Source organism: Nostoc commune NIES-4072 (genome assembly GCF_003113895.1).
GTDB classification, from domain to species: domain Bacteria; phylum Cyanobacteriota; class Cyanobacteriia; order Cyanobacteriales; family Nostocaceae; genus Nostoc; species Nostoc commune.
Genome location: NZ_BDUD01000001.1, coordinates 1856972 through 1877352 on the forward strand (window position 1 = coordinate 1856972; position 20381 = coordinate 1877352).

A 20381-nucleotide genomic window follows, 5' to 3' on the forward strand; every position below is an offset into this window, starting at 1 on the left:
GCGAAAAAGTGAGATCGGGGTTTAGTTCTCAATTACACCCCTATATTCTCAACAAAATCTGGTTTTTTAGTTGCGATCGCATCCTGAAACAAGCTATATACGTCCCAGATTTTAGCACCTCACAAAATCGCGTTGCTCCCCACTGTAATTGAGTTCCCACCAAAACTTTCAATATCTCAAATTGTTAATGCGTTAAAAGGTGTGTCTAGCCGCAGGTATGGTCAAGCTGGATTCGCCAAACCCTACGGGAAGCAAGCCCTATGGAGTCCTAGTTACTTTGTATCTTCTGTCGGGGGAGCGCCACTTGAAGTCCTTAAAAAATACATTCAGAATCAAGAAAAGCCGTCGTAGAACGACGGGGTTTTAAACCCACTTTTTCGATAAGCGAAGTCCCATTCGAGTAGGGTGTATGATCGATAAGGTTATTCGGTTCTGGTGGGGAGCAGCTACCAAAGGTAACTCTTAAAGTTCGGTGCAAATCCGGCGCTTGGGAGCAACTGTAAACTAATTTGAGATGTAATCTAAAATCCCAAATAGAGTGAGTCAGGATGCCCGCCGAAATAGATTTATCAGTTCCACATATCTGCGAGGTACAGATGACTACTACTGTAAATATTTCCCCGACTAGTCCCTTGGGTGTTGCTGACCATACTTTATTTGTTTGCAAAACTTGTGCTAGCGTTTGGCAAGATGGAAAACGCTTAGGTGAAAGTGGCGGTGAAAAACTTCTATCTCAACTTCAGCAGCTTGCACAAGATTGGGACTTACGAGATGAATTCCCAATTCAGGAAGTTGAATGCATGAGTGCTTGTAATCGTTCCTGTGTAGTTGCCTTTGCTGCTAAAGGCAAATTAACATATTTATTTGGTGATTTAGCTGTTGATGGTAGTGCATCTGCGGTACTAGAATGTGCTAGTCAATACTATGCCAAAGCAGATGGTTTACTCCCTTGGTCAGAGCGTCCAGAAGCGTTAAAAAAAGGCATTTTAGCAAAAATTCCACCTTTATCTTAATGATGCGCGTTTTGATTCTGGGTGGTACAGGAGATGCCGCAGAACTAGCTGCCAAAGTGGCGACTATCCAAGGTTTAGAAGCAATCACGTCTCTAGCTGGGCGCACCCGTGAACCATCAGTACCGTTAGGCGATTTACGGGTTGGAGGCTTTGGTGGTGTGGCTGGATTGGCTAGCTATTTGCGAGCCATGCAAATCGACTTATTGATTGATGCAACCCATCCTTTTGCTACTCAGATTTCTTTTAATGCGGGGGATGCTGCAAGCGAAGTCGGAGTACCCCGTCTGATGTTAATACGTCCGCCTTGGGAAAAAGAAAGTGGCGATCGCTGGATTGAAGTTGACAGCGTTGAAGCCGCCGCCGCATCTGTAGCAAACCAGGCACAGCGAGTATTTTTAACAGTTGGCAGGCAAGAACTCGCCGCCTTTGCTCACCTAGATAAAATTTGGTTTCTGATGCGGATGATTGATCCTCCTACCAATGATGCTTTAGTGCCACCGGGAATGATATTGTGCGATCGCGGGCCTTTTACCCTCAATAATGAAAGGCAAATCCTGATTCATAACAAGATTGACACCATAGTAAGCAAAAATAGCGGTGGCGATGCAACAAAGCCCAAGATTATTGCAGCGCGAGAACTGGGCGTAAAGGTTGTTATGGTAAGTCGTCCAGCTATACCACCAGGAGAGCAAGTTACTGATGTTGATGGTGCTTTGGCATGGCTATTTGACAAGTTGCGCGACTAGTGCAGCAAGGTAGAAGTCAAAAGTCACGCATAATTGTATTCCAACAAAATTCAAAAAAGAAATCCTAGTATTGTTTAACAGTGCTAGGCTTTGCTCTTAGGAATTGACCCTTCAATTCCCTCAACATACCAATCCATCACCAGTTGTTTCTGATCATCCAAAACCTTACCTTTTGGTACTCGCACCACCCCTTTTTGATCTTTCACCGGGCCATCAAAAGGATGTGCAGTACCCTGAATAAACTCATCGCGCTTCGCATTTACCAGTTGTTGCACATCCCCTGGAATTTCCTGATTCATTGGGGAAATATCCACCATTCCTTGACCAATTCCATCCCAAACCTCTTGAGATTTCCAAGTATTATTCATTACAGCCAAAGCTTTATCTGTATAGAATTTGCCCCATTTATTAATAGCTGATGTTAGGTGGGCTTTTTGACCAAACTTACTCATATCAGTGTTGTAGCCAAAAGCATAAATGCCTTTCTCCTGTGCCAATTGAACAACAGCACCAGAATCGGTATGCTGTGTCAGTACATCCGCACCCAAATTGACCAAAGCTTGAGCCGCTTCTCTTTCTTTAGCTGGATCGTACCAACTTTGTACCCAAAGTACCTTAACTTTTGCTTGGGGATTTGTTAGCCTTACTCCTTGAGTGAATGCACTGATTCCCCGAATTACTTCTGGAATTGGGTATGCGCCAATAAAACCAACTACATTTGATTTTGTCATCTTGCCAGCAATCATGCCGGTTAAGTAACGCGGTTCTTCAACGCGTCCCAGATAAGTGCCGACATTGCCAGTACGTTTGTATCCTCTACAGTGTTCAAAGACAACATCACTAAAATCCTTGGCAACTTTAATTGTTGGGTTCATGTACCCTAAGGAAGTTGTAAAAATCAACTTATTACCATCTAATGCGAGTTGCCGAATCACCTGTTGGGCATCAGCACCTTCGTTGACATTTTCCACAAAGGTAGTTTTTACCTTATCTTGAAGATTGGCTTCCATGTCTCTACGACCTAAATCATGGGCATAAGTCCAGCCAAAATCACCCACAGGGCCGGCATAAACAAATCCCACTTTCAAAGGTTCATTTACTGCCACAGGGGACGCTGAGGGAGATACCTCACCCTGCAATTTGGAATTTTTGCCTTGAATGCAACTAGTTAAGGTAAAGCTAGATCCTGCTAAAGTGACATACTTTAGAAAATTCCGACGATCCATATTTTATTAATAGGTTTACCTGTTAAAAAGATTTCTATGATTGCTGGTAATGGCGGACACGGTTTAGATTAGCTATTTACTTAATTTTAACTGTATCTGAGGCTGGCGCAAGTTCATAGACGCGTGCAAACTATTGCTTAAAGAATTGTGGTTGAAGGCTATCAAGCTTGAGCTTCAGAAAGAGTTTCGCCACTAATAAAATTGTGAATTTCTATCTCTTAAAATCAGGCAGTAACATTTTAAACGCCGTTTTCCCTTGAAGATGCCTGTTCGTTACATACATTAATTACATACCGTAAGAAGCGTACTGCTTCAACAGCCCGGCTCACTTTGCTGCGATAAAAGGAACCATGCCGAATTTCACGGAGGTTAATTGCCTCTTGAATAAGTTGATGCCACTTTGGTGGAAGATGCACCAATGCATATCGACCAGCCTCCGTTTTGGAGAGGATTTCATGCTCTCTCAACGCGTAAAACAGACGCAGAACGCCAAGCACAGCCCACTGAATACCACTATCTGTTAATAAATATGCTACTTTACTTGGCGATCGCGTCCAACTCACCCAATAGCTGTTGAGATTTTCCTTCATTTTGCTTTGCAAAAGCACTTGTGTTCTGGACGAAAGCACTTGTGTGTACACCGTAGCTCCTAAAAGGAGAGAGACTTTAAAAAATTTTCCCCCTTCCCGCACTTCGTGCCGCTACGCGAAGGTAGGGAAGGGGGTTAGGTCTATTGTTAGCTTTTCCAAATAATATGAAAAGTCAGGTAGAAACCGGGTACAGATTGTGGAAGCTTTTTATTACGTGGTCTATAGTGATGTGAGGTTAAATCAAACAACAATAAAAAGATAGAGGCATAACAATGTTTAGTTATTCTAGCCCCGCGATCGCCACATATCTTAATATTCCATCTCCAATAGCAGCTTGTGTCAACGGCAGCAAAATTGCGGTCATTAATACTGAGGGTGTATGGGAAGTAGAAGCTGATGGGAGGAAAAAACTAATTCCAAACTCTTATCAGGATGCTCGTGACTGTGCAGCTATTGACGGCAAGACTTATGTTCTCGCTGTTCCAACAGGATTAGTAAAAATAAAAAATGATGGAACTACCCAAAAAATAGTTAACAGTCCTGTATCATCAAGAACAAGAGTTAAGTTTTTAGATGGCTTGATTATTCACCAGTCTGTAAATACTCTATCGATATATGATACCAGCCTCAACTTTAAAGCTAAACGTAGCTTTGAAGTAACTGAGGTAATGGATTTTGAGTACAAAAACAAGTATCTCTACCTTAGTGGTTTTCAGCAACAAAAGCGGTTAGGCATTCCAGTACAAATTGCTTTTCTTTACCGAATGGGTTTTAATGGCACAAGTATATTTGGTTTGCCAAATTTGCAAGGAAAGAACCAAGGTAAGCTTTGGGGTTACAGTCCTGCCAGTCTTGTTGACAACATGGCAGATACTCGACTCAACAGATTACACATCTCTGGGGATAAACTCTACGTACTTGGTTCAGTCTACGGGGGTAATTCAATCTTTAGGTGGAATGGTAAAGACCTCTTAACACAAACTTTGATCACTACAGATAAATATACTAATGCTGCCCAAACTCGTGATGAGACAAAAGTTTATACAGGAGTTGTTGATTTAACTTCATTCTCTGTTGAACGTGGACAACTAAGTATCACAAGACTTCCTTCAACAGGAGGATTGGGAGACGGCAATAGCAATTTCCCTAAAACTATTTACTCAGATGGCACTGATATTTTTGTTGGTTCTAGTGCTGCTTACGCAATTCCCAATAGAGATAGCCAAACATTCTTAGGTAAACTGATTGCACCTTACCGTGGCGATGCAAGTTTTTTAGTTTTTCCGAATAATCTTAAGAGTCGCAAAGCTTGGATAACGCCTGGTAATGGTGAAGTCTTGCTATTTAATAATAAGTTTGCTGTGCTCAAAACAGGTAAAGTTAATGATTTGTCTACAAATTCCGGAATCCCCCAAAGCCTACCAACAAATACTTATTTTATTAAGTTTTAACAGACCGATGGCAACAAGAATACCGCAGGCATAGCTATAGAGAATTTTTACAAAGGGATATGCCATTTTTGGTAACAGGACGGGATAACTCTTACTCCTCATCTCGTAAATTCGCGTAAGCGGTGTGTGTCGTCAGGCTTGGTCGTTAGCAGCGTAGGTTCACTTTGAAATTATTTCCAATGGAAACATTTGGAACACTCATAATTTCTTACTTCTTTATTCGACTTTAGATAAACTAAGAAGTGGTTCACTTAGATTTCTGTAAACCATTTCTTATTCGTCTTTAGATCCCCTTTAACCTTCCGAGAGTTTAAAGCCATCTCTCGGAATTTCTGTGGATATACATAAAATAGCAGTATTAAAAAGTCAACTTTTAACTAGTAACTTGACAGTATAATAAGTTTTGATAATTTTTAGTTTATATTGATTATTTTCAACCTGGCTTTGGGCAAAAAACCTTGTAAGCATCTAAATACTCAGGGAATTTGCACAGTGAAAGTTAGAGTCACATGAACAATAGAGCAAACCAAAGCCATGAAGAACATCATGTAATATAGGATTACTATTTGATTTTTGAACGAAATTAAGTATTGTAGAGTGTGTTAGAACGGAGTTCGTAACGCACTATGAACACGAGTTTGATGCCGTACTCTCTGTGCTAACACATCCTACGTATATTTTCAGAAATCAAACCGGATTCCTATACAATATTTCTGTATATTCAACCGAATGTTGATTTTTGTTGCAGAGATGTTTCTATCACGCAGCCTTTATGCTGGAAAGGTAATCCTGCGGTTGTTGCAAAATTTCCAGCGTACCAGACATTCGTGGCTAAGGTTTAGACACTCATCTGTGAAAACGCAAGCTGTTCCTCTACCTGACAACGAAGCAGAAAGGCTCAAAGTATTAGCAGGCTACAATATTTTGGATACCTTACCTGAAGAAGCATTTGATGACCTAACTGCTCTTGCTGCTTATATTTGTAAGACTCCAATAGCTTTAATTAGCTTAGTTGATGCCGATCGCCAATGGTTTAAATCTAAGGTTGGACTAAAAGCTAGGGAAACACCCAGAGAGTGGGCTTTTTGCTCCCATGCCATTCTTCAACCAGATCATATATTAGTGGTTCCCAACGCCATCAAGGACGATCGCTAGCTACTTTAAGGACGCTGACAGTATCCAAGAGTATTTGCAAACAAATATCGCCAACTTTAATCAACAGCAAAACCGTAACTATGAACTTTCGATGAGTATCGGGATAGAGCGTTACTCAGCAGAAAGCAATATGTCACTAGAACAACTAATCGCCAAGTCTGACGAATTAATGTACGCTCATAAGCGTCTCAAGCAGCAATCGATTGCCTGAAGGGAACTATGCCTCCAAAGTGCTAATTTACTACTTGGCTGCCATGACTGCGAGGATCATCTTGATTAGCCGTTGGTGCTACTGGGGCTGAAAATTTGGAAACTTTGCCGCTAGCTTGAGCATAGGGAAGAGACGAACCATTAACCAAAGCTTCTAAATTGCTAGCCATAATTGTCCGGGGTTGATCGCCGATCGCTTGGGCTATGGTTTCCCCTTGCTGACTCAAAAATACAAAATGGGGAATCCCATCTACCCGATATTTCAACATCTCTGGTAGCCACTTAGTGTTATCCACATTCAGCATCACAAAATTCATCTTGTCAGCATACTCTGTTTCCAGTTGAGTGATATCTGGTGCCATTTTCTGACAGACAGTACACCAATCAGCATAAAACTCTACTAGAGATGGTTTGCCGTTGCTGATTGCTACTTCTAACGGTGTGGACGTATCACTTAACTTAGCTAGAGTTGCCGAGGTTGTTTCGGTTCGCAAGCCCAAGACGAGAGCAACGCTAAGAGCGATCGCTACCATTACAATTAAAAAGTTTCTCAAACGCTTGCCTAAGTTGGATTCAGACTTATCGGGAGAATTAACAGGTGAATCAGTACTCATAACAAAATTATTAAAACTTATTAAGCAATTTCTTCTTCAGTTTAGCTGACTCCAGCAGCTCTTAAATACGTAATTTAATCTTGAAAATGGGTACTACAAATAAAAATGGCTAATTCTGCGATTAATTCCTAGCTAAGGTCAGAGTCTGATTTTACTTCCCAGCTAAACAGTCGTGGCAATTGAGAGACAGTTATAGCGTTGCTATTTAACGGCCTAACCAAGTCTTGATAATGTCAAGAAGACTGGAACCGCCCCAAATCAATGCCAATAGTATGGAAGTAGTCAAAACTGCCCCCATCACACACATCACTAAACCACCCAAGCTAATAGCACCATCATCTTCCGATAAGCCAAAGCTAGTTACAAAAACTCCCATAGCTGGCAGGGTATTAGTTCCTGGAATCGGAATCATCATGGAAATTGCCATCAAAGCGATCGCTATACCAATGGTCACTCTACCAGGTAAAGTAGTACAGATATAGCTTAGACGAGGACGAGCGATCGCTTCAATTCTTTTTAACCAGGGAATCCCTGCCTTCAAAAACTTCTGAACTGTTGTAAGTTGAATAGGATAATTCATCATCCGCTTGGGTAGCCAAGGGGTTTTAGTACCTGTGATTAGCTGTATCGCTAATAAAAAAATCAGGATGCCGAAAGGAACTGAGTATCCCGGTGCTGGAACTGGCAAAGCTGAAGGTAAAGACAGGATAACCAACAAAAATCCAAAAATTCTTTCTTTTGCTAATGATAAAATCTCTGGCAAAGTTACTTTCGAGGGCCGTTCTTCCTCAAAAAAATAGCGTTCCAATTCGTTAGATAGTCTAGCCATATATCACCAATATTTAGCAAAATTTAGTAAAAATATAGATTTACACAAAATACAAAAAATATTTCAACTTTTTTTTGATCTATTTTCTTGTATTAAATGGATAATCGATGGCACTAAAGAAATAATTATAATTAATCCAATAATCGGTAATAAATATTTATCTACCTGTTCAGGTGGTAGAGATTTTCCTAAGAAAAACCCTAATATAGTGATGCCGAATGTCCAAAGAAAGCCACCGATTAAGTTATAAGACATAAATGTGCGATAATGCATCGCACCAATCCCAGCCACAATCGGTGCGAAAGTCCGTACAATGGGTAAAAAACGTGCTAAAACAACTGTTTTTTTACCGTGCTGTTCATAAAAGTTTTGGGTTTTAACAAGATGTTTTTTGTGAAACAACCATGAATCTTCTTTCTGAAATAGCCTCCTGCCAAATTTATGTCCAGTAAAATAACCAACATTATCACCTAAGACTGCACAAACAAAAGCACCAAAAATTAGAACCCAAATGTTCAGTAAATTCTGAGATGCCACAAATCCAGCAGTAAACAATAAACTATCCCCAGGTAGGAAAAAACCAATTAACAAGCCAGATTCAGCAAAGACAATCGCCCATACGCCAAAATAGCCGAGCGATTTAATCAGTTGTGGTAAATCCAGATGCATAGAATTTTTGAGCTTTCAACAATAGATCCACAACATCTTAACGTTTAGAAATTTTCCTGAATAAAAAGTAATATTAAATTTAAGTAAAGTTATTGTGTAATCTTTGGAAATCTAGTGACAGATGGTACATTTTGGGTTAGGTGTGCAAGATGCAAAGATATTTGAAAGTACTAAGACTATTTTGGAGTGCTGCGATCGCAGCTGAGTTGGAATATCGGATTAACTTTTTCATAGCTACCCTCAGCAGCTTGGGAAATTTAGCGGGTAGCCTCTTTGGATTATTCTTGTTTTACCGGAAAGGTTATACTTTTAGTGGCTGGTCATGGGACGCAGCCTTAGTAGTTCTAGGAATTTTTACCTTACTACAAGGATTTTCTGCTACTTTTCTGGCGTCGAACTTGAATCGCATAGTCCGCCATGTCCAAGAAGGCACTTTAGACTTTATATTATTAAAACCTATCCGCAGTCAGTTTTGGCTTTCCACCCATACCCTTTCACCTTGGGGACTACCAGATATAATTTTTGGTAGTATTATAATTGGCTACGCAGGCAAACGCCTTGGTGTAGGAATAGATGACTATCTACTTGGTGTGCTGCCGTTATTGTTCAGCTTTGTGATTCTGTACAGCCTGTGGTTTATGCTCGGAGCGATGAGTATCTGGTTCGTCAAAATATACAACGTTACCGAAGTACTACGTGGTTTGTTAGAAGCTGGACGATATCCCATCGCAGCATATCCTAATGCTTACCGTTTTTTCTTCACCTTTGTAATGCCAGTAGCTTTTTTAACTACTGTACCAGCCCAAGCGCTACTGGGACGTAGTGAAATTAGCTGGTTGATAGGTGCGGCAATATTAGCAGTAGCGTTGTTTTTCGCTTCCACTTGGTTTTGGCGATTTGCATTGAGGTTTTATACTAGTGCTTCGAGTTAGAGAGCTACAGCAACGCCTTTCAACTAATGTAAAGCGACAAATTATTTGTCGCTCTACATCTACATCGGGATGACTGGATTCGAACCAGCGGCCCCTTCGTCCCGAACGAAGTGCGCTACCAAGCTGCGCCACATCCCGGCATAAAAATACCATTATAAATTAACAATATCACAACGCGTGCCCAACAACAGAATTACATCTATATATATGATCACTTCACCCAAGGCTTTGCTTGCTACGATTAAATTTGTATAACTCTAGTGGTAAAAGCGGATTGTGACTGTAAAACCAGACTGGTTGCGGGTAAAAGCACCTGGGCGTGAGCGCATCGGTAACGTTAAAGATATTTTGCGGGATTTAGCCCTCAATACAGTTTGTGAGGAAGCATCCTGTCCGAATATTGGTGAATGCTTCAATGCTGGGACTGCCACATTTTTAATTATGGGCCCGGCTTGTACACGCGCTTGTCCCTACTGCGATATTGATTTTGAGAAAAAACCCAAACCACTAGACCCCACGGAACCTGAACGACTAGCAGAAGCTGTTCGCCGCATGAAACTTAATCATGTTGTGATCACTTCTGTAAATCGAGATGACTTGCCAGATGGTGGTGCGTCTCAGTTTATAGCCTGTATTAATGCGGTTCGCACTGTTTCACCCAACACTACAATTGAGGTACTAATTCCTGACTTGTGCGGTAATTGGAATGCTCTAGAGTTGATTCTACAAGCTGCGCCAGAGGTATTAAACCATAATACAGAAACTGTTCCACGCCTATATCGGCGGGTGCGTCCCCAAGGAAACTACGATCGCACTTTAGAATTATTGCACCGCTCTCGCCAAGTTTCTCCTACCACATACACCAAATCTGGTATCATGGTTGGACTTGGTGAAACTGATGCCGAAATTCGCCAGGTCATGCAAGACTTGCGAGCCGTAAATTGCGACATTTTGACAATTGGGCAATACCTCCAACCCAGTCAAAAACATTTGCAAGTAAATGAATTTATCAATCCAGAACAATTTGCTGCTTGGAAGGCATTCGGCGAAGAAATCGGATTTTTACAAGTTGTTTCTTCACCATTGACAAGAAGCTCATATCATGCAGAACAAGTTAGGGAATTAATGCAACGTTATCCCCGCAGCCAATTTTAGATATTAGATTTGTTCTTGCGTTTCGCATTCAGACCTTTTTAAATTTTGGATTTTGAGTTATTTAATTAGGACTTACGCACACTCTACGAATTCTCGGCGCTCTTGGCGTCTTGGCGGTTCGAGAAATTAAGCTTTTTAGCAATTTTTGCGTAAGTCCTATTAATTCCAAAATCCAAAATTTAAAATCTAAAATTCGGTGATGGGGAGACTTTTGATTAATGACTGATCCAAAAACTGTAGCAATTCTTGGTGCGGGTGCTTGGGGTGCATCTCTGGCAAATCTCGCCGCAGCAAATGGTCATCAGGTGCGCGTGTGGTCGCGTCAAGGTTCGCAAACTATCCAAGCAGTTTTAAAAGATGTCCAAATCGTCCTATCCGCTATCTCAATGATTGGCGTGAGGGATGTTGCTTCTCAAGTCCAGTCTTTCCCCCTTTCTCCAGAGACAATTTTTGTCACAGCGACGAAAGGCTTAGACCCTCAAACCACCTGCACGCCGTCGCAAATTTGGCAAACAGCATTCCCTAACCATGCAGTAGTTGTTTTGTCTGGGCCTAATTTATCTAAAGAAATTCAAATGGAATTACCAGCAGCAACAGTGGTAGCCAGTAATATTCCCACGGCTGCGGAAGTAGTGCAGTTAGTGTTTTCTTCTGGGCGTTTTCGGGTATACACCAATCCCGATCCTTTGGGTGTGGAATTGGGGGGAACACTGAAAAATGTGATTGCGATCGCAGCCGGTGTGTGCGATGGTTTACAACTAGGAACCAACGCCAAAGCTGCTTTAGTCACCCGTGGACTTACAGAAATGGTTCGCATCGGCAACAATTGGGGTGCGAAGACAGAAACATTTTATGGTTTATCAGGTCTAGGAGATTTATTAGCAACCTGTAATAGTCCCTTAAGTCGCAATTACCAAGTCGGCTATCAGCTAGCTGGCGGTAAGTCACTTACAGAAACTCTCGCAAATTTACAAGGAACTGCTGAAGGAGTGAACACTTGCCGGGTTTTGATGCAACGAGCCAAGCAAGAAAATATTCCTGTTCCAATCACTGAGCAAGTTTATCGTTTACTTCAGGGTGAAGTTACACCTCGACAAGCGCTTGATGAACTGATGTTGCGAGATATCAAGCCAGAGTACAACTACTAGTACCGCAAAGCGGAAACCAAAAGTTAAAAGTCAAAAGTCAAAATCAATACAGCGTAAGAGTTTCGTTGATTTGGCATGGGTGGTTTATTTACGCTGTGTTGTACTAGTTAGAAGTCAACCATGCTGGGTAACTAAGTTTGTAGTAAGGACTTTAGTCCTTATATTAAGCACTGAAGTGCTTACTACATACCAGGCTTTCGTTAGCTTCATGGACAGTAGTCTGTCTTGAAATTGGCAGGTTAAGGCTAATATGCAAAAGGATGCGGGGACAGAAGAGAGTATTTAATAACTTCCTAACGTTTTCTATTTCCGTGTCGAGAGAATTTTTGCCGTTAATACTAATCACTTCTTGAATATCTATTAGCTCTACTTATACCTGAATAATCCTGAGAAAAAATTGCTAAATCGTCAGGATATTACTTTTGTAGCCATGTAAATGTGACTATGCCAATTATAAAGATGACATTCACTTAAGGATGTTTATACTGTGTTAAAAAAGTTACTACTAAAAACCATCAAGGTTGAAATGTTAACTAAGTAGTTGAAATATTGAAAACCTAGCTGCCGATTTGAATAGCTATTGGTTTAATCAAAAGTTTATCAGCTGATTAAGTTCAGTATTGCTGTATCCAATAAAACCATTACAGTTAATTTCAAAAAAAAACTGTAATGCAACGTTCAACTATGTTAGTTCATCGTAAATCACGGGAACAATAGCAACAGTTGAATAGCTGACCGTAATCTAAGCTGACCGAAATCTATTGTTACCTGGAGCCATTGAGACGATCTTTATGCCAGCAACATCTTTTTATGCAGATGCCCCCTACAACACCAAAAAGTCTAGCCAGGCTTTGGACTCGGATCTCACGGTTGACGAAAGTGAGTTATCGGTAGATGACCTACAGGAGCTAGAGATAGCCTCTGCTGACAATGCTAACTTTGCTGCTAACACTAACCGTCGGAGTACAGACCTAGTACGTTTATATCTTCAAGAAATTGGTCGGGTTCGCTTGTTAGGGCGGGATGAAGAGGTTTCAGAAGCTCAAAAAGTCCAGCGTTACTTGCGGATGCGGATAGTACTTGCTAAGGCCGCCAAGGAAGGGGATGAAGTGATTACGCCCTATCTTCGGTTAATTGAAGTTCAAGAACGTCTTACTTCCGAACTAGGACATCGGCCGTCTTTGGAAAGATGGGCTGCTACTGCTGATATAGTTTTATCGGATCTTAGACCGACTTTGGCAGAAGGCAAACGTCGCTGGGCTGAAATCGCCAAGTTGACTGTAGAAGAGTTGGAGCAAGTTCAGTCCCAAGGACTCCAAGCAAAAGAACACATGATTAAGGCGAATCTCCGCTTAGTTGTGTCTGTTGCTAAGAAGTATCAAAATCGCGGTTTGGAATTGTTAGATTTAGTCCAAGAAGGCACACTTGGTTTGGAGCGGGCTGTAGAAAAATTTGATCCCACTAAGGGTTATCGCTTCAGTACTTATGCTTACTGGTGGATTCGTCAGGGAATTACACGGGCGATCGCTACTTCTAGTCGCACCATCCGCCTCCCTGTCCATATTACCGAAAAGTTAAACAAAATCAAAAAGGCCCAACGCAAAATTGCTCAAGAAAAAGGTCGCACCCCTACTCTAGAAGATTTAGCAACTGAGTTAGAGATGACACCGACCCAAGTACGAGAAGTTTTGTTGCGGGTTCCTCGCTCCGTTTCTTTGGAAACCAAAGTAGGTAAGGATAAAGACACTGAATTAGGCGAATTACTCGAAACTGACAGTGTAACTCCAGAAGAAATGTTAATGCGAGAATCTTTACAAAGAGATTTGCATCATCTTCTGTCAGATTTGACTAGCCGAGAACGCGATGTAATTTTGATGCGCTTTGGTTTGGCAGATGGTCATCCTTACTCATTAGCAGAAATTGGCCGCGCTCTCGATTTATCACGGGAACGAGTTAGACAAATAGAATCCAAGGCTTTGCAAAAGCTACGCCAACCCAAGCGTCGCAACCTCATCCGCGACTATTTGGAATCTTTAAGTTAGTGATTTGTCATTAGTCATTTGTCATTAGAAAACTACATTTGACAAATGACTACCGACAAAGGACTAATTTGAGACTCAAGTTAAACAATTTCAGATTTGCAATTTTGGATTGACTTTGCCTACAAGGTTACTTAGGTCAAGGATTTTAGATTGGTTCTGTACATAAGGGACGGGGCATGAACCAAAAATTATTTTAATCTAAAATCCAAAATCCAAAATTTAAAATCGCTGCTCAAAAGCCTTTTAGAGGCTTGTAGCAAATTATTTGCATTTAATTGTACAAGACTTTCCCCAGACCTTTGCTCAAATATCTTGAAGGTGGGGATCAACTGCACAATTCAAAATTAACTTATACAAAATTCAAAGTCAAGGGATGCAATCGTTACAAGTATCCTAATTATTAGCTGTATGCAAATTAAATGCACTACAGCTTATTACTTGATTTTTGCTCAAGATTTGATGAATTGTTCTTAAATATTTAGTAAGAATTCTCAATAGGCAATGTTTGTTGCAAATTGCTCCCAAGATTTGTTATATTCTCAACTAACGAGCTTTGTTGAGAAATATTAGTATGACTGTCTACACAACTACTTCACTCAAGGCAGAACTGAACGAACGAGGCTGGCGACTAACTCCCCAGCGCGAAACAATTTTACACATTTTTCAAGAACTTCCGCAAGGTGAGCATCTGAGTGCGGAGGATCTTTATCATCGGCTAGAAACTGATGGTGAAGGGATCAGTCTGTCAACTATTTATCGGACTTTGAAGTTGATGGCAAGAATGGGAATTTTACGGGAACTAGAACTGGGTGAGGGACATAAGCATTATGAAATCAACCAGCCCTATCCCCATCACCACCATCACTTAATTTGTGTTAGATGCAATTCTACTATTGAGTTTAAAAATGACTCAATTTTAAAAATTGGGTCGAAAACTGCTCAAAAAGAAGGTTTTCACCTACTGGACTGTCAAATGACTATTCATGCAGTGTGTCCCAAGTGCCAACGGGCACTGATGCCGCTTTAGCACTTGGGTAGATAAAAAACAAAACTACTCAAATTAACCAAATAAATGGTATTTTGAGCAGTTCGTAATTTGTTGTTACTGGAGGCAAGCAACCAGTTGGGGACTGATACTAACAACGCCAAAGCGGATGTTAAAAGCGTCCGCTCTTAAGATCCTTGAGACTGATGCCGTAGAATTCTTGGGCTTGTTTAATTGCTTTTTTGGTGTCAGCTGCCATTACACCGTTCAGCTTGCCTTTATAAAAACCCCGCTCCCGTAGTCGCGTTTGGATTTCTAAGGTATTAAATTCGCTTTTGCTAGTAGTATTAACTGAGCTATATAACTTAGCTCGCGTAGTTGGGCCAGCAACACCACTTGCTGACAAGTAATTATCTGCTTGGAATCTCCGTACAGCATCGGCAGTGTAAGGGCCATAGTAGCCATTTGGCTCTCCCTCTAAGTATCCTGCCTGGATTAACTGTTCTTGAAGTACTCTAACTGGCTCGCCGCGATCGCCTACACGAAATTTATTTCGATTGACTACCTTTGTGGGAGCCTCTTCTCCATCACCAATGCCAACTCCCGGCAATTTAGCTAATGTTGCTGGGCCAACAATACCGTCAACGCTTAATTTGTAAGAATCTTGAAATCGCTTGACAGCTTCTTCGGTAATTGGGCCAAATATTCCTGTGGCGTTTCCGTAATAAAAGCCTGCAATTCTTAAGCGTTCTTGCAAAGCTCTGACATCTTCACCTTCAGCCCCTTTCGCAAGGTAGTTGGAATTACGGCGTTGGCTAGTTGCTGAACTAGCTGAACTAGTAGTATTGGGCTTTTTGGCTTGCGTGCTTCTTACAGCAGTAGTTTTTTTCGCTTGCCAAGTTTCTAATTTTTGCAGGGTGTTTGCTCCAACAATGCCGTCCACTGGTAAACCAGCGGCCTTTTGAAAGCGCCGCACAGCTTCTTGTGTGGATGCGTCATATACTTGGGTAACAGAAGATTGGTAAAAACCTGCTGTTTTCAACTTTTGTTGTAAATTTCTGACGGAAGGGCCTTGATCGCCTTTTTCCAGTGCCATGACGCTGGTAAGGGCGCCAAGAATAGATAAAGACAGAGCAAGGGGCAACATATACTTCCAAGCCCTACCTGAAAGCCGTTTCCAGTCTGGTGCAGCTGCGTCCTTAAACAAGGAACTGAGGGAGACCAATTCACTGGGTGTGCTGTCTTCGTAGGCGAAAGCTAGGTGCAAATACGCAAGATTTTCCATATTTGTTTCCTACACCATTGATTTTTCTTCGATCACTGCTTCAGCTTGATGTACTAGGTTCCTCAAAGCTTCTAATGTTCCTATATTTACATCCTCCCACAAATTGCGCTTGTGTGCTTCTAATAATTTTTCTGCAATATCGCGCAGTGCATAAGGGTTCTTTTCTTGAATAAATTCCGAGACTACTGGATCGAGCAGGTATGCTTCTACTATACCTTGATACATGTAATCTTCGACACATTTAGCTGTGGCATCGTAGGCGAATAAAAAATCTACTGTTGCTGCCATTTCAAAGGCTCCTTTGTAACCGTGGCGCATGACTCCCGCAATCCACTTGGGATTAACTACGCGAGAACGATACACCCTGGCAATTTCTTCTTTGAGTTGGCGGACTCGTGGATTAGCGGGTATAGAATTATCACCAAAATAAGTTTCGGGATTTTTCCCCTGTAGAGAACGTACCGCCGCAGTTAAGCCACCCTGAAATTGGTAATAATCATCAGAATCTAGTAGATCGTGTTCACGATTATCTTGATTATGCAGGACAACTTGCATTTGGGATAAGCGTTGTTTGAAGGCTTCAGTATTGGGAATTGGGCATGGGGCATTGGGGATTGGGCATGGGGTATTGGAGATTTTATCCTCCCCTGCTTCCCCTGCGCTGCTTCCTGAAGAGTAGGCGTAAGAACTCCAGTTGATGTAGGCGCGGGCTAAATCTTCGTCATCTGTCCAGTTTTGTGATTCGATTAATCCTTGGAGTCCTGCGCCGTAAGCACCTGGGCGAGAACCGAAGATGCGATAGCGCGATCGCACCACTGCTTCTTCTACACTTAATCCTTGGCTTGTCCACAAATCAGTTTCTTGGCGAACTGCATCCGCTAAAGGATTTTGTTCTGGTGGTTCATCCAAGTCTGCTACTGCTGATACTGCTTGAGCAAATAAATCAATTAAGTTAGGAAAAGCATCGCGGAAGAATCCCGAAATTCGCAAGGTGACATCTACACGGGGACGCCCCAAAATCGCCAAGGGCAAAATTTCAAAATCCACTACTCGCCGTGCTGCACCATCCCAGACAGGTTGGACTCCCAGTAAAGCCAAGGCTTCGGCTATATCATCACCGCCTGTTCTCATGGTGGCTGTTCCCCACAGTGATAAGCCTAGTGTTTTGGGATACTCACCATGTTCTTGTGTGTAATATTCAACGAGGGTTTCGGCGGCTTTTCTACCGATATCCCAAGCTGTTTCTGTGGGAATGGCGCGAATATCGACAGAATAAAAGTTTCTCCCTGTTGGTAGAACTTCTGGGCGGCCGCGTGTGGGTGCGCCAGATGGGGCGCTGGGGACGTAACCGCCATCGAGTCCGTGTAATAAATGGGTGATTTCTTGGGGGGTTTTTTGTAGGGCGGGAAGGAGGCGATCGCGTATCCACGTAGAAACGCGATGAATTGCGTTTCCCTCCGCAGCAAAGACGCGATGAATCGCGTCTCTACAAGAAGAATTTTGATTTATTAGTTGTTCTACTAGGAGGGCGGCGTGTTCTTCTAAAACTTCGACGATATCACCGAGGGTACGGCATTCTGTGGCATTAACTATTGAGTATTCACCGCTAGGCATTGACAAATCGGCTGTGAGGGGATCGAAATCTAGTCCCCAATCTTGAGCTATGGCGCGGGTAATACCTGAAGAATGGCGATTGGGGATGCGGGCGATCGCTACTATTAAATCTCGTAGCTGCCTTCCTTGGGGACATTGCCCAAAAATGTGTAACCCGTCACGGATTTGGGCTTCTTTCAATTCACAAAGATAGCCACCGATGGAATTCAAAATTAAGGATGACGCTCCAGGATGAGCTAACGCTGCGCTAACAGACTTAAAAATTTCTGTTTCATTTTGGATTCCTAAATCTAAATGAAGATTTTCTTTGATCACCAGTTCGTGGATGCGATCGCGAATCACTGGCAAACGCGAAGGATCTAAACTGTCTGCTTCATAATACTCATCAATTAAATTTTCTAACTGCTGCAAAGAACCGTAGAGTTCCGCACGAGTCATTGGCGGCGTTAGGTGATCTATAATCACCGCTTGAGCGCGACGTTTAGCTTGGGAACCTTCACCAGGATCATTCACAATAAACGGGTATAGGTGGGGAAGTGCGCCAAAAGCCACTTCTGGATAACAATTACTCGATAAAGCCACACTTTTACCCGGTAGCCATTCTAAATTTCCGTGTTTTCCCACATGAACTACAGCATCAGCACCAAAACATTCTCTTACCCAATAGTAGAAAGCTAAATAAGCATGGGTTGGTTCTAAATCCGGCGCATGATAATTCAAACTGGGGTCATTATCATAACCTCTTGCTGGCTGAATTCCCACGAAAACGTTGCCGAGTTGGATTCCGGGAACGGGGATTGGGGATTGGGGATTGGGTATTGGGCATTGGGCATTGGGCATTGGGTATTGGGTATTGGGAATTGGGTATTGGGAATTGGGCATTGGGTATTGGGTATTCCTCTTGTCTCCCTTATCTCCCTCATCTCCCTCATCCCCCTTGTTCCCATTCCCCATTCCCCATTCCCCATGCCCCATGCCCCATGCCCCATGCCCTATTTCCCACCTTTCACTAATACCTTGCTGAACTGCTGGCGGTAATGAAGCGAAATATTCTTGATATTCTTCCCAAGAGACACTTTGATGTACCGGAAGCCATTCTTTACCTTCTGGATCGTTGGTTACACCATCTGTCAGGCGTTGAATCAACTCGTCTCCTTGAGAGGGTGGGTTTTCTACTTCATACCCAGCCTGATGTAAACCTTGCAGGATTTCTATACAACTAGCTGGGGTGTCGAGTCCTACACCATTGGCGAGGCGGCCATTGCGGTTGGGGTAATTTGCCAAAATTAGGGCTATTCGCCGTTCTTGGGGTGGTTTAGAACGTAGACGCGCCCAATTTGCTGCTAGTTTAGCAACGAACTCGATGCGATCGCTCACTGGTTCATAAATTACCACATCTGTCTCTAGATGAGGATTACGAGTTTGTACGGCTTTAAAAGACACAGCACGAGTAATAATCCGCCCATCTACTTCTGGTAGCGCCACATTCATCCCAATATCGCGGGGAGAAAGCCCTTGAAACTGTGACTCCCACTGCTCAATTGATCCGCCACTGAGGATCACTTGCAATACAGGCACATCTAATTTTTCCCATAGTTCAGTTTGGGGTGTTTCGCTTTCCAAGCGTGCTAGAGAAAAACTGGTGGTATTCAGCAGCACAGCTATCGATTCGCCATCTTTGGGTTGAAAAAATTCACTCAACTCAACTTGCACATCAGGTTCACGCAATGAGGAAACAAACACTGGCACTGGTTGTAAATTTTTCTGTACCAAAGCTTCGCATAAAGCATCAATTACTTTAGTGTTTCCTGCCAGATAATGAGCGCGGTAGAAAAGGATGCCGATTTTGGGAATGGGGCATTGAGCATGGGGCATTGGGCATTGGAAGCCTTGAGGTTCTGAGGCGGATGAATCCAGTTCTGAGGTGGATGAACGGAGTTTTGAGGCGGATGAATCCAGTTCCAAGGTGGATGAATCCAGTTCTGAGATGGATGAACGGAGTTCCGAGGTGGATGAATTCAGTTCCAAGGTGGATGAACGGAGTTCTGAGGTGGATGAATTCAGTTCTAACTCTCCCCTGCTCCTCTGCTCCCCTGCCTCCCCTGCTCCCCCACTCCCCACTCCCCATTCATACAATCCCACACGCCCAACTGGACGGGGTAACGGCGGATTATATGCAGTTAACAGACAAGTATCAGAGATAAATTGCAGAGCATTAACGAAATTTTCTACGCCGCCTTCGCTGAAATACTGCCATACCTGATTAACAATACTCAGAGGCACGGTAGACTGAGAAATTAAGTCGGGATCAAAAGCGTCGTCCCCTGGCATTACAATGAGGGTTCTACCATTACGTTGTACAATTTCTTGCACTACTTCTAAGCCATAACTCCAGTAGGAACGTCCTCCTAACAGGCGCAAAATAATTACTTGGGCAAGTTCCAAAACTTGCTCGCCATAAGTATCTATGCTTAACTGTTGCTGTAACTGCAAGAGATTGGCGACTCTTAAGGCAGGAAAGCTTGTAGGTAATTTTGTCACCGCAACTGCCAAAGTTTGAATGTCGGTATCAGCAGCCGTAATCAACACGAAAGGCGCTGGAGTTTGTTCTAGAAAAATTAAGCCCTCTGACTGATTCCATCCACCCGATATGCTACTTGTACGATGCATAATGCTGTATTACCGTCTTAAACTATATGGTTATTGCACAATCAAAA

General features: G+C 42.4%; 18 protein-coding genes, 1 tRNA gene and 1 pseudogene. 12 read left to right on the forward strand and 8 right to left on the reverse strand.

Going from position 1 to position 20381, the window contains the following annotated elements:
* Positions 1 to 8 precede the first annotated feature (8 nt).
* The 4 genes and pseudogenes from CDC33_RS38470 (at position 9) to CDC33_RS08420 (ending at position 1759) form a co-directional block, all read left to right on the forward strand.
* The gene (locus CDC33_RS38470; RefSeq protein ID WP_181373935.1) at positions 9 to 152 is read left to right on the forward strand and encodes a hypothetical protein; all 144 of its coding nucleotides are present in this window, start codon (positions 9 to 11) and stop codon (positions 150 to 152) included.
* Positions 148 to 351: pseudogene (gene tnpA, locus CDC33_RS08410) on the forward strand (IS200/IS605 family transposase); the annotation flags it as partial. The gene CDC33_RS38470 and the pseudogene tnpA, both read left to right, overlap by 5 nt.
* A gap of 245 nt (positions 352 to 596) precedes the next feature.
* On the forward strand, positions 597 to 1013 hold the full coding sequence (locus CDC33_RS08415) for a DUF1636 domain-containing protein (protein WP_109012497.1): 417 nt from the start codon (positions 597 to 599) through the stop codon (positions 1011 to 1013).
* A 2-nt stretch (positions 1014 to 1015) separates the two neighbouring features.
* Positions 1016 to 1759, forward strand: coding sequence for a cobalt-precorrin-6A reductase (locus CDC33_RS08420; protein WP_109012498.1), 744 nt, complete (start codon positions 1016 to 1018; stop codon positions 1757 to 1759).
* Positions 1760 to 1842: 83 nt separating this feature from the next.
* Here CDC33_RS08420 and CDC33_RS08425 read toward each other — a convergent pair whose 3' ends face one another.
* The gene (locus CDC33_RS08425; protein ID WP_109008103.1) at positions 1843 to 2985 is read right to left on the reverse strand and encodes a BMP family ABC transporter substrate-binding protein; all 1143 of its coding nucleotides are present in this window, start codon (positions 2983 to 2985) and stop codon (positions 1843 to 1845) included.
* Between the two features lie 239 nt (positions 2986 to 3224).
* Entirely contained in the window at positions 3225 to 3575 is a 351-nt protein-coding gene (locus CDC33_RS08430) for an aminoglycoside adenylyltransferase domain-containing protein (protein WP_109008104.1), read from the reverse strand.
* Between the two features lie 272 nt (positions 3576 to 3847).
* Between CDC33_RS08430 and CDC33_RS08435 the strand changes: the two genes are divergently transcribed.
* From CDC33_RS08435 to CDC33_RS08445, 3 genes are all read left to right on the forward strand, one after another.
* Positions 3848 to 5026, forward strand: a complete 1179-nt coding sequence (locus CDC33_RS08435) for a hypothetical protein (RefSeq protein ID WP_109008105.1) — start codon at positions 3848 to 3850, stop codon at positions 5024 to 5026.
* Positions 5027 to 5776: 750 nt separating this feature from the next.
* Complete coding sequence (locus CDC33_RS08440) at positions 5777 to 6181, forward strand: hypothetical protein (protein WP_219930004.1); 405 nt, start codon at positions 5777 to 5779, stop codon at positions 6179 to 6181.
* A gap of 22 nt (positions 6182 to 6203) precedes the next feature.
* Entirely contained in the window at positions 6204 to 6392 is a 189-nt protein-coding gene (locus CDC33_RS08445) for a diguanylate cyclase domain-containing protein (RefSeq protein WP_280524446.1), read from the forward strand.
* A gap of 22 nt (positions 6393 to 6414) precedes the next feature.
* On the opposite strand, the gene CDC33_RS08450 is transcribed toward CDC33_RS08445, so the two are convergent.
* The 3 genes from CDC33_RS08450 to CDC33_RS08460 all read right to left on the reverse strand — a co-directional run bounded on the left by CDC33_RS08450 (position 6415) and on the right by CDC33_RS08460 (position 8503).
* Complete coding sequence (locus CDC33_RS08450) at positions 6415 to 7005, reverse strand: thioredoxin family protein (RefSeq protein WP_109008107.1); 591 nt, start codon at positions 7003 to 7005, stop codon at positions 6415 to 6417.
* 205 nt (positions 7006 to 7210) lie between these two features.
* The gene (locus tag CDC33_RS08455; protein WP_109008108.1) at positions 7211 to 7834 is read right to left on the reverse strand and encodes an exopolysaccharide biosynthesis protein; all 624 of its coding nucleotides are present in this window, start codon (positions 7832 to 7834) and stop codon (positions 7211 to 7213) included.
* Positions 7835 to 7897: 63 nt separating this feature from the next.
* Entirely contained in the window at positions 7898 to 8503 is a 606-nt protein-coding gene (locus CDC33_RS08460; protein ID WP_109008109.1) for a DedA family protein, read from the reverse strand.
* Between the two features lie 149 nt (positions 8504 to 8652).
* Here CDC33_RS08460 and CDC33_RS08465 point away from each other — a divergent pair, with 149 nt between their 5' ends.
* Positions 8653 to 9435 carry an ABC transporter permease gene (locus tag CDC33_RS08465; protein WP_109008110.1) on the forward strand — a complete coding sequence of 261 codons (783 nt, stop codon included), beginning with the start codon at positions 8653 to 8655 and terminating at the stop codon, positions 9433 to 9435.
* Positions 9436 to 9499: 64 nt separating this feature from the next.
* Here the strand turns inward: CDC33_RS08465 and CDC33_RS08470 are convergent.
* Positions 9500 to 9573, reverse strand: a tRNA-Pro gene (locus CDC33_RS08470).
* Positions 9574 to 9711: 138 nt separating this feature from the next.
* On the opposite strand from CDC33_RS08470, the gene lipA reads away from it, so the two are divergent.
* The 4 genes from lipA to CDC33_RS08490 all read left to right on the forward strand — a co-directional run bounded on the left by lipA (position 9712) and on the right by CDC33_RS08490 (position 14807).
* A complete protein-coding gene (lipA, locus tag CDC33_RS08475) occupies positions 9712 to 10590 on the forward strand; it encodes a lipoyl synthase (RefSeq protein WP_109008111.1) in 879 nt (292 codons plus the stop codon).
* Between the two features lie 218 nt (positions 10591 to 10808).
* Positions 10809 to 11738, forward strand: coding sequence for an NAD(P)H-dependent glycerol-3-phosphate dehydrogenase (locus CDC33_RS08480; RefSeq protein WP_109008112.1), 930 nt, complete (start codon positions 10809 to 10811; stop codon positions 11736 to 11738).
* Positions 11739 to 12529: 791 nt separating this feature from the next.
* Positions 12530 to 13780: an RNA polymerase sigma factor SigC gene (gene sigC, locus CDC33_RS08485; RefSeq protein WP_100897260.1), complete on the forward strand. Its 1251-nt coding sequence runs from the start codon at positions 12530 to 12532 to the stop codon at positions 13778 to 13780.
* 571 nt (positions 13781 to 14351) lie between these two features.
* The gene (locus tag CDC33_RS08490) at positions 14352 to 14807 is read left to right on the forward strand and encodes a Fur family transcriptional regulator (RefSeq protein ID WP_012407750.1); all 456 of its coding nucleotides are present in this window, start codon (positions 14352 to 14354) and stop codon (positions 14805 to 14807) included.
* Positions 14808 to 14937: 130 nt separating this feature from the next.
* Here CDC33_RS08490 and CDC33_RS08495 read toward each other — a convergent pair whose 3' ends face one another.
* Both CDC33_RS08495 and cobN read right to left on the reverse strand, forming a co-directional pair.
* Positions 14938 to 16050 carry a peptidoglycan-binding domain-containing protein gene (locus tag CDC33_RS08495; protein WP_109008113.1) on the reverse strand — a complete coding sequence of 371 codons (1113 nt, stop codon included), beginning with the start codon at positions 16048 to 16050 and terminating at the stop codon, positions 14938 to 14940.
* Positions 16051 to 16059: 9 nt separating this feature from the next.
* The gene (gene cobN / locus CDC33_RS08500) at positions 16060 to 20334 is read right to left on the reverse strand and encodes a cobaltochelatase subunit CobN (protein ID WP_109008114.1); all 4275 of its coding nucleotides are present in this window, start codon (positions 20332 to 20334) and stop codon (positions 16060 to 16062) included.
* Between the last annotated feature and the right edge of the window lie 47 nt (positions 20335 to 20381).

Excerpts from the sequence above, each read along its gene's own strand:
- CDC33_RS08415 (WP_109012497.1), top strand. The coding sequence starts at position 597 with ATGACTACTACTGTAAATATTTCCCCGACTAGTCCCTTGGGTGTTGCT.
- CDC33_RS08420 (WP_109012498.1), top strand. The coding sequence starts at position 1,016 with ATGCGCGTTTTGATTCTGGGTGGTACAGGAGATGCCGCAGAACTAGCT.
- CDC33_RS08425 (WP_109008103.1), bottom strand. The coding sequence starts at position 2,985 with ATGGATCGTCGGAATTTTCTAAAGTATGTCACTTTAGCAGGATCTAGC.
- CDC33_RS08430 (WP_109008104.1), bottom strand. The coding sequence starts at position 3,575 with ATGAAGGAAAATCTCAACAGCTATTGGGTGAGTTGGACGCGATCGCCA.
- CDC33_RS08435 (WP_109008105.1), top strand. The coding sequence starts at position 3,848 with ATGTTTAGTTATTCTAGCCCCGCGATCGCCACATATCTTAATATTCCA.
- CDC33_RS08440 (WP_219930004.1), top strand. The coding sequence starts at position 5,777 with ATGTTTCTATCACGCAGCCTTTATGCTGGAAAGGTAATCCTGCGGTTG.
- CDC33_RS08450 (WP_109008107.1), bottom strand. The coding sequence starts at position 7,005 with ATGAGTACTGATTCACCTGTTAATTCTCCCGATAAGTCTGAATCCAAC.
- CDC33_RS08455 (WP_109008108.1), bottom strand. The coding sequence starts at position 7,834 with ATGGCTAGACTATCTAACGAATTGGAACGCTATTTTTTTGAGGAAGAA.
- CDC33_RS08460 (WP_109008109.1), bottom strand. The coding sequence starts at position 8,503 with ATGCATCTGGATTTACCACAACTGATTAAATCGCTCGGCTATTTTGGC.
- CDC33_RS08465 (WP_109008110.1), top strand. The coding sequence starts at position 8,653 with ATGCAAAGATATTTGAAAGTACTAAGACTATTTTGGAGTGCTGCGATC.
- CDC33_RS08480 (WP_109008112.1), top strand. The coding sequence starts at position 10,809 with ATGACTGATCCAAAAACTGTAGCAATTCTTGGTGCGGGTGCTTGGGGT.
- sigC (WP_100897260.1), top strand. The coding sequence starts at position 12,530 with ATGCCAGCAACATCTTTTTATGCAGATGCCCCCTACAACACCAAAAAG.
- CDC33_RS08490 (WP_012407750.1), top strand. The coding sequence starts at position 14,352 with ATGACTGTCTACACAACTACTTCACTCAAGGCAGAACTGAACGAACGA.
- CDC33_RS08495 (WP_109008113.1), bottom strand. The coding sequence starts at position 16,050 with ATGGAAAATCTTGCGTATTTGCACCTAGCTTTCGCCTACGAAGACAGC.
- cobN (WP_109008114.1), bottom strand. The coding sequence starts at position 20,334 with ATGCATCGTACAAGTAGCATATCGGGTGGATGGAATCAGTCAGAGGGC.